This is a genomic window from Prevotella pallens ATCC 700821 (genome assembly GCF_000220255.1).
In the GTDB taxonomy this organism is placed as follows: domain Bacteria; phylum Bacteroidota; class Bacteroidia; order Bacteroidales; family Bacteroidaceae; genus Prevotella; species Prevotella pallens.
In genome coordinates, this window is record NZ_GL982513.1 from 533,946 (window position 1) to 550,725 (window position 16,780).

Annotated in this window: 13 protein-coding genes, 1 tRNA gene and 1 pseudogene; 3 read left to right on the forward strand and 12 right to left on the reverse strand. The window is 36.7% G+C overall.

Annotated features, from left to right (window positions below; genetic code table 11):
• Positions 1 to 207: 207 nt before the first annotated feature.
• The 4 genes from HMPREF9144_RS02105 to HMPREF9144_RS02120 form a co-directional block, all read right to left on the reverse strand.
• The gene (locus HMPREF9144_RS02105; protein ID WP_006044174.1) at positions 208 to 1,074 is read right to left on the reverse strand and encodes a helix-turn-helix domain-containing protein; all 867 of its coding nucleotides are present in this window, start codon (positions 1,072 to 1,074) and stop codon (positions 208 to 210) included.
• Positions 1,075 to 1,172: 98 nt separating this feature from the next.
• Entirely contained in the window at positions 1,173 to 3,143 is a 1,971-nt protein-coding gene (gyrB, locus tag HMPREF9144_RS02110) for a DNA topoisomerase (ATP-hydrolyzing) subunit B (protein ID WP_006044175.1), read from the reverse strand.
• Between the two features lie 542 nt (positions 3,144 to 3,685).
• Entirely contained in the window at positions 3,686 to 3,940 is a 255-nt protein-coding gene (gene rpsT / locus HMPREF9144_RS02115) for a 30S ribosomal protein S20 (protein WP_006044176.1), read from the reverse strand.
• A 22-nt stretch (positions 3,941 to 3,962) separates the two neighbouring features.
• Positions 3,963 to 4,034, reverse strand: a tRNA-Glu gene (locus HMPREF9144_RS02120).
• Positions 4,035 to 4,150: 116 nt separating this feature from the next.
• On the opposite strand from HMPREF9144_RS02120, the gene recO reads away from it, so the two are divergent.
• The 3 genes and pseudogenes from recO to HMPREF9144_RS02135 all read left to right on the forward strand — a co-directional run bounded on the left by recO (position 4,151) and on the right by HMPREF9144_RS02135 (position 6,063).
• Positions 4,151 to 4,885 (forward strand): DNA repair protein RecO, encoded by a 735-nt coding sequence (recO, locus tag HMPREF9144_RS02125; RefSeq protein ID WP_006044177.1) that lies wholly within the window; start codon positions 4,151 to 4,153, stop codon positions 4,883 to 4,885.
• Between the two features lie 173 nt (positions 4,886 to 5,058).
• Positions 5,059 to 5,532, forward strand: a pseudogene (locus HMPREF9144_RS02130) (MATE family efflux transporter); the annotation flags it as partial.
• A 90-nt stretch (positions 5,533 to 5,622) separates the two neighbouring features.
• A complete protein-coding gene (locus HMPREF9144_RS02135; protein WP_006044180.1) occupies positions 5,623 to 6,063 on the forward strand; it encodes a hypothetical protein in 441 nt (146 codons plus the stop codon).
• 81 nt (positions 6,064 to 6,144) lie between these two features.
• On the opposite strand, the gene HMPREF9144_RS02140 is transcribed toward HMPREF9144_RS02135, so the two are convergent.
• The 8 genes from HMPREF9144_RS02140 to HMPREF9144_RS02180 all read right to left on the reverse strand — a co-directional run bounded on the left by HMPREF9144_RS02140 (position 6,145) and on the right by HMPREF9144_RS02180 (position 16,737).
• On the reverse strand, positions 6,145 to 6,741 hold the full coding sequence (locus tag HMPREF9144_RS02140; protein ID WP_006044181.1) for a DUF3109 family protein: 597 nt from the start codon (positions 6,739 to 6,741) through the stop codon (positions 6,145 to 6,147).
• Between the two features lie 10 nt (positions 6,742 to 6,751).
• The gene (locus tag HMPREF9144_RS02145) at positions 6,752 to 7,468 is read right to left on the reverse strand and encodes a uracil-DNA glycosylase (protein ID WP_006044182.1); all 717 of its coding nucleotides are present in this window, start codon (positions 7,466 to 7,468) and stop codon (positions 6,752 to 6,754) included.
• A 31-nt stretch (positions 7,469 to 7,499) separates the two neighbouring features.
• On the reverse strand, positions 7,500 to 8,162 hold the full coding sequence (gene ung / locus HMPREF9144_RS02150; protein WP_040595502.1) for a uracil-DNA glycosylase: 663 nt from the start codon (positions 8,160 to 8,162) through the stop codon (positions 7,500 to 7,502).
• Positions 8,163 to 8,233: 71 nt separating this feature from the next.
• On the reverse strand, positions 8,234 to 9,754 hold the full coding sequence (gene gpmI / locus HMPREF9144_RS02155; RefSeq protein ID WP_040595504.1) for a 2,3-bisphosphoglycerate-independent phosphoglycerate mutase: 1,521 nt from the start codon (positions 9,752 to 9,754) through the stop codon (positions 8,234 to 8,236).
• 122 nt (positions 9,755 to 9,876) lie between these two features.
• A complete protein-coding gene (locus HMPREF9144_RS02160) occupies positions 9,877 to 11,049 on the reverse strand; it encodes a nucleoside recognition domain-containing protein (protein ID WP_006044185.1) in 1,173 nt (390 codons plus the stop codon).
• 700 nt (positions 11,050 to 11,749) lie between these two features.
• Entirely contained in the window at positions 11,750 to 11,950 is a 201-nt protein-coding gene (locus HMPREF9144_RS02170; protein WP_083818130.1) for a hypothetical protein, read from the reverse strand.
• Between the two features lie 13 nt (positions 11,951 to 11,963).
• Entirely contained in the window at positions 11,964 to 15,434 is a 3,471-nt protein-coding gene (locus tag HMPREF9144_RS02175; protein WP_006044188.1) for a leucine-rich repeat domain-containing protein, read from the reverse strand.
• A 1,102-nt stretch (positions 15,435 to 16,536) separates the two neighbouring features.
• Positions 16,537 to 16,737, reverse strand: coding sequence for a DUF4250 domain-containing protein (locus HMPREF9144_RS02180; RefSeq protein ID WP_006044190.1), 201 nt, complete (start codon positions 16,735 to 16,737; stop codon positions 16,537 to 16,539).
• Positions 16,738 to 16,780 lie beyond the last annotated feature (43 nt).

Here is a 16,780-nt window from a genome sequence, read left to right on the forward strand (position 1 = left end):
AATGAAAACTTTTTATTAAGATAGGGTATGGTTTTCGTTCATTTGTAGCTTCGAACAGAAAAAACGTTTTACATTCGAAGCAAGTATAGTTGTTAGTTTGCAATAAAACAGAAGAATTTTGTAAATACAAACAAAGCTATTATTCTCTGAGTTCTGTTTGTTTTCTGTGTCCAACTGTTTCTATATTTATTGCAGAACACTAATTTCTTAACTTTTTCTGAATTGCGATGGACTTTTGCCGTATCGGTCTTTAAAATACTTTCCTAAGAAACTTTGGTTAGGGAAGTGCAATTCTTCTGCAATTTGTTTAATACTCATCTTGCTATTTTTAAGCAATACACGTATTTCCATCATTACGTAATAGTCAATCCATTCGCTTGGTGTGCGTTTGCTTACGTGCTTTATAGTTTCTGATAGATATTTAGGCGAAATATAAAGTTGCTCTGCATACCAACTAACACGGCGTTCAGAACGATATTGCTTTTCCACCAGTCTAATAAAGTCGGCAAATATAGTTTCGCCCCTCGATTTTCCTGTTTTTTCTACTTGTTGTACCCTATAAATAACATTGCACATATCGTATATGAGTACTTTTAACATAGTAGCCACCAATTCGCGGCGGAATTCGTGGTCGAGGTCTAATATTTTTAGCTTTACGGCTTGTATGTAATCCAGTAATTCTTTTGCCATGTGCGGCTCAGTATGGAATACAGGGTGTCGTCTTGCAAAAAGAAAAAGCGTTGTAAGTTCTCGTATATTGCTTACCACTTCTTGGAAGAAGTCGTACGAAAGAAGCAAACAAACGCCCTTTGTTTCTGGTGCAATTTTATAGTCGCCCATTACTTGTCCTTCGCTAACAATAAGAATATCGTTTTTAGAAACCTTGTGTACAACAGTATCTACCGTATATTCTACTTCGCCTTCTGTACAAATAGCTAATAATAGACACTTCATTTTAGAAGTTTCTCGAAGCAAGGGCAGTCCCGTAGTTTGATCGTACAGCAATAAATCGCTATCTATGCTAAAACCATAGGGATTTTTAGCTTTAATGAAATCAATATTAATTTCTCTCATATAGCGTAAATTTTATTCGAGCCATCACTTGTTCTGCAAAAGCAAAAGATAGCGAGAGTTCGTAGATTAAGCATTTAAAAAATATAATAGTCAGAGCCCTATGCATCTATATTTGCGTAGGTTGCATTCTGTTCAATAAATTCGCGGCGTGGCTCTACATCGTCTCCCATTAACATAGAAAACATTTCATCTGCCGTTGAAGCATTTTCAATTGTTACTTGTTTTAGCAAGCGTGTTTTAGGATCCATAGTAGTTTCCCATAATTGTTCTGGGTTCATTTCTCCTAAACCTTTGTATCGTTGTGTATGTACAGCTTTGTTTTCTTCGTCTCCTCCAGCATATTTATTTAGGAATTGAAGTCGTTGCTGTTCAGTGTAGCAATATTCGCTTACTTTTTTATAAGTACATTTGTATAGTGGCGGCGTTGCAATATATAAATGCCCTTCTTCTATAACACGCGGCATATAACGATAGAAAAGAGTCATAATAAGAGTGTCAATATGCGAGCCATCAACATCAGCATCGGTCATTATAATAATCTTATCGTAACGCAATTTATCTGTATTAGCTTCAAAATCAGACTCTCCTTCTACGCCAAATCTAACACCTATAGACTGAATTATATTCATTACCGATTCAGCTTCAAACACTCTATGGCGTTGAACTTTCTCTACATTTAGTATTTTTCCACGCAAAGGCAGAATAGCTTGTGTATATCTGTCGCGTCCTTGTTTTGCAGAACCACCAGCAGAATCGCCCTCAACAAGGAAAATTTCACAATCTTTTGGGTCTTTGTTAGAACAATCGGCAAGTTTTCCAGGCAAGCCTCCTCCAGTCATTACATTTTTACGTTGAACACTTTCGCGTGCTTTTCGAGCTGCAATTCTGGCTGTGGCAGCAAGAATAACTTTATCGCAAATAAGTTTTGCTTCAACCGGATTTTCTTCTAAATAGTAAGAGAGAGCTTCTCCTACAGCTTGCTGAACTGCACCAGAAACTTCGCTATTTCCTAACTTTGTTTTGGTTTGTCCTTCAAATTGTGGTTCGGCTACTTTAATAGAAATTACTGCTGTTAAACCTTCGCGGAAGTCTTCGCCCGTTATTTCTATTTTTGCTTTTTCTATTTGTTTTGCTATTTGTGGGTCGTTATCTGCATACGCTTTTAATGTGCGTGTTAATGCTGTACGAAAACCAGTAAGGTGTGTTCCTCCTTCAATTGTATTAATATTATTTACATACGAGTGTATGTTTTCGTTGTAGTCGGTGTTATACATTATAGCAACCTCGATGGGTATGCCTTGTTTTTCTGTTTTCAGGTATATAACATCATCGAAAAGATGGGTGCGATGCCGGTCTACGTATCTAACAAATTCTTTTAATCCTTCTTTAGCGTGGAAAACTTCTTGGCGTGTTTTGCCTTCGCTATTTGGACGCAAGTCGGTTAATGTAATTTTTATACCTGCATTTAGGAATGCGAGTTCTCGCATACGTCGTGCAACAATTTCCCATTGAAATACAGTTGTTGTAAAAATGCTTCCATCGGGCCAGAATTGTTGTCGTGTTCCTGTTTTATCTGTCTCGCCAACTACTTTTACTGGATATAGAGGTTTTCCTTGTTCGTATTCTTGTTGATAGATTTTTCCATTTCGGAACACTTGCGATTTCATGTGCGAAGATAGTGCATTTACACAACTTACGCCTACACCGTGTAAACCTCCACTAACTTTATAGGAACCTTTATCGAATTTTCCTCCTGCGTGTAGTACTGTCATAACAACTTCGAGGGCGCTTTTGTGTAGTTTTTCGTGTTCGTCTACAGGAATTCCACGTCCATCATCTTCAACAGTTACAGAATTATCTTCGTTTATTGTTACTTCTATATGGCTACAATAGCCTGCCATTGCCTCATCAATAGAATTATCTACTGTCTCGTTTATGAGATGATGAAGTCCTTTTTCGCTAATATCGCCAATATACATTGCAGGACGCTTACGTACTGCCTCAAGTCCTTCAAGAACCTGAATATTACTGGCGGAGTAATTGCTCTCGTTTCCTAAGTTATCTGCCATTTTGTTTTTGAATCTGCTTATTCTTTCTCGATAGCCTTACAAGCTGTTTCTACGCTTTTCGGGATTTCATAATCTCTAAGGATATCTCATTGCAAAGATACAAAAAATACCTTATTTAGAGTAACATTTAATATAAAAAAAAGTTTAATAAAGACAATTTATAAGCTGTCTAAAAGGCTATGGAGAATGTTTTTTATTAAATGGGTATGGAAGAAAGTTTTAATTCTATTTGAATTCTTTGCTATAAAGTCATTATATTTTTTATAGTCTTACTTCTTATTGTTGGTTATAACAAACAATTTGGTTTTAATAAAAAAATTGTCTAACTATTAATGAGAAAATTAAAAATTATAATTACAATTTTTATTTTTCTCATTATTAATTTTTTGTGGGTTTCTTGTATGTGATATTTACGATAAAGAGATGTAAGCGAAAACTATAAAAGAAGTTTTGAAGAGTGGGTTTATATAAAGAAAAAGGTTATAGTCTTTTTAGACTATAACCTTTTCTTATTCTTTATTTGCTATGACTTTACTTACACTTTATCCAAGTGAAGCAATGTGATGACAAAGACCAGACTTTAAGTTTGCCGCTTTATTTTTATGAATGATATTTACTTTTGCAAGTTTATCAAGCATCTTTTGTATGGTTGGATACAACTTAACAGCCTCTTCCTTATCAGAGATGTTACGAAATTTGCGAACGGCGTTACGCATTGTCTTTGCGTAATATCTATTGTGCAAAGTCTTCACCTTGTCTTGGCGGATTCTTTTAAGTGATGATTTATGATTTGCCATCTTTACTTTTTATTTTTGTTTGTAGTCTCTAGGGGAATCGAACCCCTCTTACAAGAATGAAAATCTTGTGTCCTAACCGATAGACGAAGAGACCATCTGTTGTTTTGCGGGTGCAAAGGTATAAGTTTTATTTTAATTGTCCAAATTTTATTGATATATTTTTTCTTACTATTATGTTTTTTGTAACTTTGTACTCGTAGAAAGGTTTTTATGATAACAAAAACAAGGGGTATAGTATTGAGAAGCGTTCGTTTTGGAGAATCGTCGCTAATAGTTGATGTTTTGACGAAATCGTCGGGACGTGTGTCATTTATGGTGCATATTCCGAAAACATCGAAAGGAAAGATTAAAAAACAGTATTTCCAACCGATGACTTTACTGGATTTTGAATACGACTTTAGGCAACGAAGCAATTTGCAACGTATTAAAGATGTAAGAGTAAGTTTGCCTTATTCTTCTATTCCTATTGATCCTGCAAAGTCTTGTATATCGCTTTTCCTTTCTGAATTTATTTATTATGCTACTCGTAACGAACAAGAAAACCCCACCTTATTTACATATATAAGTACAAGTTTAGAGTGGTTGGATAATGCATACGAGGATTTTGCAAACTTTCATCTTGTTTTTATGATGCGTCTTGGTAAGTTTCTTGGATTTCATCCGTTTCTAGAGGACTTTACTCCTGGCTGTTTTTTCGATTTGCGTAATGGTTGTTTTACATTGTCAATGCCTTTACATACCGATTTTTTAAACGCAGCAGATGCTGGGCATTTGTACAATCTGATGCGAATGAATTTTGACACGATGAAACTTTTTAAACTTTCGCACGATGACCGTAACCGAATTACTGAAATAGTATTGCGTTATTATAAACTTCATTTACCTAATATGCCCGAACTTCAAAGTTTTGATATTTTACGTGAGGTGTTTGCTCATGAAATTTAAAAAAGCAATATCTGCACATTACTAAAACGTATTCAACGGATAATTAACAATATTAATAGAAGAAAATAGTTTGTTTATGCAGAACAATCTTCTAAATTATCGTTTTATGCAGAAAGTATGATTGCTGGTGCTCCTTTTCGTGCTATTATAAAGTTTGCCGTTCCACTTATTCTTGGCTATATATTGGAGCACAAAAACTATCGCGTGTTAAGACAGGAGTTCGCGATGCTATGTGGATAATGATGGTATATTTTGTTTTAACTGTTGCTGTGATTTATCCATTTGCCGACGAAATGATGTCGCTTTTTGTTAATAGTGGCGAACAAGATGTTATTGCTAATGCTGCTCAATTTATGCGTATTGCCAACTGGTTTTACCCAGTTTTGGGTATTTTGGTTATTCTGCGTTATAGTATTCAAGGACTCGGTTATAGCAATTTAAGTATGATGAGTGGTGTTATGGAGATGATTGCACGGTGTGGTGTGAGCTTTTGGTTAGTACCTGCCCTTGCGTGGATAGGTGTTTGTTATGCAGATCCAATAGCATGGATAATGGCAGATTTATTTCTAATTCCAGCTTTCTTCTGGCTTTTACGACGACTAAAAACGAGGATTGCTATGGAAACAGAAGCGAATAAAGAAAACTAATTTATTTTAAATGTATGAGATAAGTAGTTGATGAAACGAAGAAATATTGTAATTTTGCGCCCCTATTAATTTATTAATAAGGAATAAGAGATGAAGAAAACTATTTTTATGGCAATTGTTGGTTTTGCAATGTTAGCAACTTCTTGTTCAACAGGTACTAAAGTTGTGCAGTTCACAGAACTCAAAAACTATTTCTATAGGAACGATGCTCCAAAAGGCGACCAATTGTTGAAACTTACAACGCAAGAAGATTTTAATAGATATTTCGGCGAAGCTGCTTATATGGGAACAGATGGTGAGCCTACTAAAATAGATTTTAATGAAGACTTTGTTATTGCGAAGGTTTTTCCAGAAAGCAACAAATCGCCTGATATTAGTAATATATCTTTAGAGAAAGATGGGAAAGAAGAACTTATTTTGGGTTATGAGGTGAAAGAAAAAAGTCCACAAAGTTTTACTATTCGACCTACTTTCCAAATAGCAGTAAGTCGTAAATATATAAATGATAATTTAAAAGGAGCAACGAAATAACAATATTGGGTGCGTCAAGTTTATATCTTGGTGCACCTTTTTTAATAATAAGTAGTTTTCTATGGAATATACATTTATATGTTATTCGCTTAATAAATGTTTGGCAACAGCCTCTAATTCGGTATACCATTCTTTGCCAAAACGCCGAATAAGCGGACCTTTTAAGAATTTATAAATAGGTAAATTTAACTCTTTACCCTTTCTTACGGCATCTTTACATATATCCCATCTGTGATAGTTCAGACCAATTAGGTTATTATGAAACACTTTTAAGCGAATGGGGTAGAGAGCACACGAAATAGGTTTCACAAAGTTAGTTTTCTTTGCACGATACGAACGTTCTAATGCACAAAGACAACATTCTTTATCGTAAAACGTAAATACGCAGTCTTTTCCATGTACAATACTTGTTACTAAATCGCCATCTCTATCGGTATAAGCTATTCCTTGTTTATCAATAACAGATTGTGCCGAAGCGCTAAGGTCGCCCCATACAGTATCAACAACATCTTCAATAGCTGCAATTTCTTCCATAGAAACAGGTGCGCCAGCATCTCCTTCCACGCAACAGACTCCCTTACAAGCATCAAGATCGCAACAGAACTTTTCTGTTATAATATCGGGTGAAATCAAAACATTGCCAACTTGCAAGATAGGCATCATCTTCTTATCGCTCATTTCTTTCGTTTTATTTTTTCTCAGTACGCATTAACCAATCTATTTCCTCCAATCCTTGCTGCTTTAAATAGGCGTTGCAACATGTAAATTGGTGCTTTTTAAATTTATATCTTGGCCTTGCAGCAGGGTGATATGATTCGATTATACAATGTCTATTGATATCTATTAGGTTCTTTTTCTTCTTTGCATTGTTTCCCCAAAGCATAAATACAATGTGTTCATGGTTTTTGTTTAATGCTTTAATAGCAGCATCGGTAAAGTTCTGCCAACCTAAAGCTTGATGACTATTGGCTTCGTGTGCACGTACTGTAAGTGTTGCATTAAGTAATAGTACACCTTGTTTTGCCCATCGTGTTAAATCTCCAGATATAGGTATAGGTTTACCAAGATCGCTGTGTATCTCTTTATAAATGTTTCGGAGCGATAGCGGTAGCTTTATTTTTTCAGGCACAGAAAAGCTCAAACCCATAGCTTGCCCTTGCTCGTGGTAAGGGTCTTGCCCAAGAATAACCACTTTAACCTTGTCGAACGGACAAAGATTAAAAGCATTGAAAATAAGTTTTTCTGAAGGATAGCATACTTCTTTGTATTCGATATTTAGTTTTTCAATGAGCTTAGTAAAATAAGGTTTTCTAATTTCACTCCTTAAATGTTCTTCCCAAGAAGCATCAAGAGAAACATCAGTGCCATTAATATGTAAGATAGGTATCATCTGTTTACCACTCATTCTTTCGTTCTATCTTTCCAAAATATGCTTTTTACCAATCTATTTCGCCTAATCCATACTGTTTTAAATAAGCGTTGCAACGTGAAAACTGATGTTGACCGAACCAACCGCCTCTATTTGCCGATAATGGAGAAGGATGTACTGATTCGATTATACAATGTCGATTGGTATCTATCAATCGTTTTTTCGAACGAGCAAAACCGCCCCAAAGCATAAAAACAATGTGTTCTCTATGTGTATTAATAGTTTCTATAGCAGCATCGGTAAAGTTTTGCCAACCTAAAGCTTGATGACTATTGGCTTCGTGTGCACGTACTGTAAGTGTTGCATTAAGTAATAGTACACCTTGTTTTGCCCATCGTGTTAAATCTCCAGATGTAGGTATAGGTTTACCAAGATCGCTGTGTATCTCTTTATAAATGTTTTGGAGCGATGGTGGAAGCATTATTCCATCTGGCACAGAAAAGCTTAACCCCATTGCTTGTCCTAGTTCGTGATAAGGATCTTGTCCAAGAATAACCACTTTAACTTTATTGAACGGGCAAAGATTAAAAGCATTGAAAACAAGTTTTGCTGGTGGAAAGCATAGACCATTCTTATATTCGTTGCGCACATTTTCGGTGAGTTTGGCAAAGTAAGGTTTCTCAAATTCGCTTTTCAAGTACTGTTTCCACGATGCTTCAATATCTATCATAGCATTCATTTTAGATACAATTCAGCCCTATCAGATATTGTTCTGATAGGGCTAAACCATTGTTTTTATCTTTATTTATCTTCAATCAAGCATTCACCAGTCATCTCTTTGGGTTGATCTAAACCCATAATATGGAGAATAGAAGGTGCAACGTCAGCTAATCGTCCAGACTTTACACGTGCAGAATTGTTATTGGTAACGTAGATAAATGGTACTGGGTTTAGCGAGTGTGCTGTGTTTGGCGTACCATCTTCGTTCAACGCATTGTCTGCATTACCATGATCGGCAATAATAATTGCTTCATAATCGTTAGCTTTAGCAGCCTCGATAACCTCTTTTACACATGTATCTACTGCGTAAACAGCCTTTGCAATGGCATTCATCACACCAGTATGACCAACCATATCACCGTTAGCGAAGTTTACAACAATAAAATCGTACTCAGCAGTATTGATTGCTGCAACTAACTTATCCTTTACTTCGAAAGCACTCATCTCTGGTTTCAGGTCGTAAGTTGCAACTTTTGGCGATGCCACTAATATACGATCTTCGCCTTCGTAAGGTTCTTCTCTACCACCATTAAAGAAGAAAGTTACGTGTGCATATTTCTCAGTCTCAGCTGTGTGCAATTGCTTTTTACCTAATTTACTTAGGTATTCGCCAAGCGTCATAGTTACATTCTCTTTTGGAAACAGAATGTGTACACCCTTAAAACTAGCATCGTATGGAGTCATACAATAGTATTGCAAATCCTTTATGGTGTGCATACCTTGCTCTGGCATATCTTGTTGTGTAAGAACGTAAGTAAGTTCTTTTGCACGGTCGTTACGATAGTTGAAGAAGATAACTACATCGCCTTCGCCTATTCTTCCATTTACATTAGCATTGTTAATGGGTTTAATAAACTCGTCGGTAACTCCGTCGGCATAACTCTCTTCTACTGCCTTTACCATATTGGTGGCTTGTTTTCCTTTAGCCTCAACCAGCAGATCGTAAGCCTCTTTTACTCGCTCCCAACGTTTATCGCGATCCATTGCATAGAACCTACCAACAATAGATGCTATGTGTGCTCCATTGGCATCGCAAGTTTTCTGAATATCGGCAATAAAGCCTGCGCCACTCTTAGGATCGGTATCACGACCGTCCATAAAGCAATGTACATAAACTTCTTTTAAGCCATATTCTTTGCCTATTTCTATTAATTTGTGCAGATGGTTTAGCGAAGAATGTACGCCACCCGTAGAAGTCAAGCCCATAAGATGCAACTTCTTGCCTGTTTTCTGTGCGTAGCTGTAAGCGCTAATTATTTCTTTGTTCTTCAGTATATCGCCATTTTCGCAAGCTTTATTAATCTTTACCAAGTCTTGATATACAACTCGTCCAGCACCAATATTAAGGTGACCAACTTCCGAATTGCCCATTTGACCGTCTGGTAAACCTACATTTTCGCCTGATGCTTGTAGCTGTGAGTGCGATGAGACTGCATTTAAATAATCTAAATAAGGTGTTGGTGTATTGTAAATAACATCTCCTTTACCATGTTTCCCGAGACCCCAGCCATCGAGAATCATCAAAAGTGCTTTTTTTCCCATAATCATTTTTATTCCTTTAATACCTATTTTTATAGATTGCAAAGATAATAAAAAACTTAGAATATACAAAATATTAACACTTATCAGCTATCTTTTTATTGTTTTGCTTATGGCATTTACATTTACAAGAGCATAGTGTATAGCAAATAGCCCCAATGTGCTACTAATGCTGCTGCAAAACCTCCTATGGTGTGAGAAAGAATGGCTTTTGAGGTTAGTTCGCGATAGCCTATTGTGTCGAGCATAGCTGTGTGTGTGCTAAGAAAACCACTCCAACACATACCCATGCCTGTAAATACTGCAATAGCGTTTCCGTCTATCCAACCGTGCGAAAGAAAGTTTGGAACAAGACTTAATGCTGCTCCCACTGCTCCGAGTGCTGTAATGGGAAAGGCTACTTGGTGTGGGTCGGTAAAACCAAATAAAGGTTCTAACAGCCAATTTAAATAGTTGGCTGCTTTGGGTAATACGGCTATGCCTTCGTAGGCAGCACCTGTAAATTCACCGCTTTTACTTGGACCGAATGTGAGAATCATTACGAGGGTAGATATAATAAGTACTCCTGGAATAATGGCTACGCCTACATCTACACCTGTTTTACCTCCATCGAGCAACGAATTAAGTGTGCGTAGAAATACAGATTTCTCTTCTTCGTGTAGTGGGCGTTCTACTTGTTTTTCGAATGTTTCTGCATCGAGTGCATTTTCGGTGAGATACTGTGGATATGCCTTTATTACAAAATGCTGCATACACCGTGTTGAAACAATGCACCCTACACAAGCACCAACAAAGCCTATTAGTGGTTCTGCAAAATAGCCTTGTCCCAGCATAAATACAATAACAATAAGTCCCATACCGAATGCTGTTCCAAAGTTTGTGAGCGATATGTATTGGTACTTTTTAAAGTATTTGCTAAAGTGTTTGTCTTGTGCTAATGTTATAATTGCAGGGTTGTCTGAAAGGAATGTTAATATGGCTCCGAGCGATGCTACACCGGGAAGGTGAAATAACGGGCGCATTAATGGGCGTAGAATTTTTTCTATAAGGTCTACTACGCCAAATTCCACAAGGAGTTTGCCTAAGGCGCCTGTAAGTACACAGATTGCCATTAGGTAGAAACAAGTGTTCAATAGCAAGTCGTGTGCTGTGTGCATTATGGTGTTAAGCATTGGGGCAACGCCCATTACCCAGCCTATGCTACCGAATAAGGCAATAATGATTAGCAGACAAATTATACCGTTGGGCAATATCTGCTTTGGCTTTTTAGCCGTTTCGTTCTGTTCGTTTTGTTCCATTTTGCTTAGGGTTTAATATCATTGGTTTTTATTTTGGGTGTAAAATTACAATTTTTGTTGTGAATATAATATAAATGTATGGAGAAATTTAAGAAAAATGAGCATTGCAGGATATTGGCGGATAGCTTATAAGTAATATCTACAATTTACACACAAACTAAATGGAATATTCAGATGTTTGTGTTGCTTTCGTTTCAGATATCTGTCAGCTTCGTTTCAGATATCTGTCAGTTTCGTTTCAGATATCTGTCAGCTTCGTTTTAGATGTCTATTATTTGCAAATTAGATATCATAACAAGTTACAGCCGTTATTGGGTTATATTATAATACGTAAAAGGTGTTTATTAAGATGATGAATATGTTCTTCTCCATTCTGTAATATTTTAATGTAAGTGTTGTTATAAGCATCTAAAAAGAGATATGTTGTTAGGTGTTTCTGTATGTTGCAAAAATAGTTTGCTTTAGTGTTGTAATTCAAAATATTGAATGAGGCAATACGAATGTAGCTATAATGTTGTAAGCTATTGGTGGTGTTTTTACACATTTGTTTGTGCAATAATACGAAAAAGCTCGCAAGCATTTTTTTTATAGCTTGCGAGCTTCTATGGTGCATAGTTTATGCCTATATTCAGCTAATGATTTTGGTTAGAACATTTAAACACTTTATAGACTTCTATGCGTTTTGTTATTTAGTGCCTACCTATTTGTTCCAATTAATGCAATATGGGTCGTCATTATCGTCTCCCTCATCTTCGTCGTAGTCGAAAGTTGTAGGCTTCGCTCCAATGGGATCGCCTGGTTGATATGTTCCACCAACACCAGGACTGGCTGTTATCATAAGGTTCTCTATAGCGAGAATGTTTATATTAGTTAACGGTGTTGTATACTCTTTGTGTGTCATAATATTTCCTTTCTTACTTAACAATAACTTTTTTGCCGTTTTCAATGTATACTCCGTGTTGCGGTTTTGCTATGCGCTGACCGTTTAAATTGTAGTAAACATTCTGTCCTGTTGTTCCGTTTGCAGTGTTATTAACAGTTGTAATACCAGTTGTTTCGTTATTATCATCGAACACGAAAGCAACTTTTGCACCTGCTGGTACGCCGCTAATTTTAGCGTATGCTTTATGTACAGGCATATTCAGTGCACTTGTTACCTTCATAAAGATGCCCTGGTTGGCAGCTATAACATATATTGGGTCTGCACCCACTGCAATAGCCTTATCGCGAACGGTAACTCCGTACATCATATTATTAGTAATGGTATGTGGTGTTGCATCTTCTTCACCAATGGCATAGTAGAAATCGGTTGGTAGAGCTTCAGCATCCATAACTTTCAGAAGAGTACCAGTTTCGGCAGGTATATAGCTATAGTTTCCACTTACACCACCGTTTTCGTCTACACTTGTCATTTTCACATGGTAGGTAGCATTACCATAATCGCCACCACCAGCATCAACGCGCACTGGTGCTATAAAAGCAGCTACTTTGCCAGAGCCTTTTTCTGCATTATAGATACCAAAGTCTGCATCGAATTCGCGTGCGAACGTACCATACTTTTTAGCTATTGCAGGCGTACCGGCAGCACCTATATAAGGTATTTTATAGCTTATTTGTGAAGCGTAACGCTCCCAACCAGCATGCTCGTGATCTTCGTCTTTATAGTGTATAAGAGCAGTCTTCTTTACATAAATCTTCAAGTTAGGGTTAAATTCACTATAAGTGTTTCCATATTCCCACTTGGTAGAACTCATATCCTTTGTAGGGTTGAGGCTTGTAAAGAATATGCTTTCTACAGTAGATGTGCCGTCTGCTTTTTTGAAAGCATCAAGTCCTACATAGTCGAGCGTATTTCTAAAAACAATCTCCTTTATGTTTGTTGTGTTCTGTTTCATTGCATAGTCGCCCCAAAGACGCACTTCGTACATCTTGTCATGGTCGTCTGCATTCTCCACTGTATTTGGAACAACATAGGTGTACACATCTGCTTTCACATCAACCACCATAACAGCTTTATTAGATAATGGGAAGAATTCAGTAGAGCCATAGCCCTGTCCGTTTGTCTCTTTAAAGAACGAAATGCCCACTTGCTTAAAATTCTCCCAGAAGTGATCGGCGGCAAAGGCTGCTTGTGCTTCTTTACGAATGCTTATTTGAATGTCGTGTGTATTTACATTGGCAGGATTGAATGCCGATGGGTCGATGTTAGTGATAGGAGTTTTTCCTAAGAATGCAATGGTGTTTAACTTTGCAGTACGGTCGAAAGCAAACTTATCTATCTTCTTAACATTCTCTGGTATGGTAATGTTCTCTAACGCTTGTACGTAGTAGAAAGCTTGCGTACCAATTTCTTCAAGTGTTGGAGGTAGCAAGGTGTAATAGGTATTAGCCTTTGCAGGTGGGAACGCTTTCAACACTTTCTTATCTTTGCTAAGTAAGAATCCATCAACGCTAGAATAAGTAGCATTGTTCTTGTCTACTGTAAACTTCTCTAGCTTTGCACATTCCTGGAAGCCTGTTGGGTCTATACTGCTAACATTCTTTGGAATAACAATCTCTGTTAAGCTCTTGCAAGTGTTAAATGCATCTTTCTCAATAGTAGTTACAGAAACAGGAAGTTCTATTCTTTTCAAAGCACTTGCTCCTTGGAAAGCTCCTTCGCCAATAGTTTCAATAACTGAAGGTTCTTCAAAAGTAACCTTCTCCATTGACGAATTACCATCGAACGCACCACGCTGTATAGTCTTTATTGTCTTTGGTATGGTAAACTCCTTTAACTTTGTATTGCCTTTAAATGCACCTGTCTCTATGGTCTCCAGCTTTGTTTCGCCTAAGAATTTAAACTCTTCTAAGTTTGGGTTATTAGCAAACGCATCGCGTCCAATGGTCTTTAAATTAGAGTTAGCTTCTACCTCTACGCTCTTTAGCTTAGTTGGACTAAAAGCACTCCAACCAATTTCTTCTACAGAAGCTGGAATTGTGAGTTTCTCTAATCCTGTTCCATAGAAAGCAAATGTTCCAATCTTTTTAAGTGTAGCCGTAGGCTCATATTCTATTTCTTTTAAAGAAGCTGCACCCTGAAATACGTCCTTTCCTATTTCTTCTAAACCAGAGTTGAATGTTATCTTAGTTAATTTCTGCGCATAATAGAATGCACGATTGCGAATTTTCTTTGTATTAGGGTGTGTTGTGTATTCTCCTGTTCTACCAGATGGGTAAAGAACCAATTCGCTAAAGTCTTTTGTGTACACTACGCCTTCTGCATCAGCTGTGTAATAAGGATTTCCTGCATCTACTTTTAAACCTAAAAGGTCGGGTGTTCCGCTAATAGCACCGTCAGCAATCTCTTGTACCGAAGCAGATATTTCTACATTTCTTAGATTGCGTACAGAATAAAATGCACCTTCTTCAATCTTCTTTACATCTTTAAGTTTTACGGCTGTAATGGTTTGAACTTGTGCAAATGCACCCTTTGCTATTGTTTCTACACCAGCAGGAATTTCGTAATAGTTTCCTTTAGCCTTTGCATGTGTAGGGTCTATAGATGTTGGCGCATCGTAGTTAGCGTCTACAATACCGCCTTTATTGTTAGGATAAGCAATAAGTTTCTTGCCATCGCTTGTTACAACAACGCCATCAATATCTTTAAAAGCTGTGTTACCACTGGCTACTTTTATTTCTTTTAGATTGGTTGCACTGGTAAACCCATTAGCCTCGTTGGTGGTAGGAAGCTGAGTTAGCGTTGTTGGGAGATTTATGCGCGTAAGTGTTGCTGCACATTGGAAGCCATTTGTTGCAATGCCAACAACACCTTCGGGTACTGTAAACTCTTCTCCGCCTACACCGTAGGCTGTTCCTTGTTTTGCAACAGGATAGCTAATTAAAAACTTTCCTTCGCTTTTATTCTCGTAAAGCACGCCATCTGTTGCCGAATACTTTGCACTTCCGCTTTCTACATTTATAGATGTTAAGCCTTTCATTTGCGAAAATGCACCGTCTTTAATGTCTGTAACAGTGGCTGGAATGGTGATACTTGTAATGTTGTTTCCTTTAAATGCGTTTGCATTAATAGTAGTTACACTGTTAGGTATTGAAACAGATGTGGCATTGGGCACCGTACTGTTGGCATCAATAGCAGTTACATTGAACGTGTACTGGTTGTTTTCGTCTTTTACGGTAGATGGAATGGTGAGTGCTCCCGATAAGTTAGACGAAACAAATTTCGCTTCGTACTTAGCGGCATGTCCATCGTGTGCTACGTCCATAAACGTAACCTCGTACGTAATGCCATCTCTTGTAATCTTGTTGCCCACAATTAGGGCGCTTGCATTAGTTGCATATAACATTGCAAGCAATGCAAAAAGCATAAATCTAATTCTCTTCATGATGTGCTATAATAGTAAGTTATATTTTTCTTTCCTCGTCTATATTAGAGTTCCAATTAATCTATATTACAGTTCCAATTAATCTATACGATAGTTTCAATTATCTATATAATAAGGTATATTAAGCCTACTGTTACTTTCGTTGTGTGGCTTTGTGCCCTTAATCGGACGGTTCTATAATTTGTTTCTCTATAGTGTGTCAAGGTGTTTGCAACCTCTTTACATTATATCTTCGTTTAAATTGCTTCCAAATCTTCCTAAACTCAAATAGGAATAGTAGAATTTACGAATGCAAAAATATTGCTTTTGTGCTAACAGGCTGTTGTCTTATTATTCATAATAGTTTCTTTTTTATATGTAAAAGTTGCTGTTTCGTCAATATAATTGTTCATTTATTCGAACTTAAAGCGGCATTTAACTTTTGTTGGTTATTAAACTATAATATTATCATATTTTTGTTTACACCATTCTTTCTATATTTCTTGCTATTTTTCGTTTTCTTGTCGGCTATTTTACTTGCCTTTCAAACTTGTTCTAATCTGCTATGCTTTCAGTATAAAGAAAAGCTATCTGCTCAACAAAAATTTAAAATATGCCATACTGCTAATAGTTTGTTTGGGTTAAAACGCAATGCGCAATTATGCTTGCATAACATTGTTAGTAGTGTCTCGTAACATTTTCTTTATGCTATCGTATTGTTCTCTTCAGTCTCAGATGGTTTTATTTACACGTAAGTAGAGTTTTATTTACACGTAAGTAAAGTTCTACTTACACGTAAATAAAGTTTTACTTACACGTAAATAAAACTATGCCAGTATAGATATACCATTATATAATGCGAGTAAGAATATGATTGTATTATAGTGTAAATCGTCTCTTTCTTATGCGGGCATAATGCGTTTCTATGCACCATGAATGTGGTTTTTAGGTAGTATATATGCGTGTTAAATGGTATGTATATGTTTGTATTCTTGTGTATTATGCGGGTGTTGCGAATGCCGTTTTATTTATTGCAGTTGATTGAAATAAAAACAGCGATGTGTCTGCAATTAGGCACATCGCTGTTCGTTAGTTACATATTATAGGTTTATTGTTGCAATAATTATTTATCAAAGCCAATGGGACGGAACTGTTTTTGGGTTTCGCTATATTCGAATCCAGCTTCAAGCAGCCGTTGTTTCAGCTCGGTACAATCTTCGTTAAAGTTATTGCAGAGCGATGAAAGAGTATCAAACTCTTCGTCGCGTAAGAGCATGTTTACTGCGCTTACAAGCATTGCAGGGTCTTTGGGTAATTTTTCCATAAAACAAACTTATATATTGAGATTTATAAAATGATAGCAACAA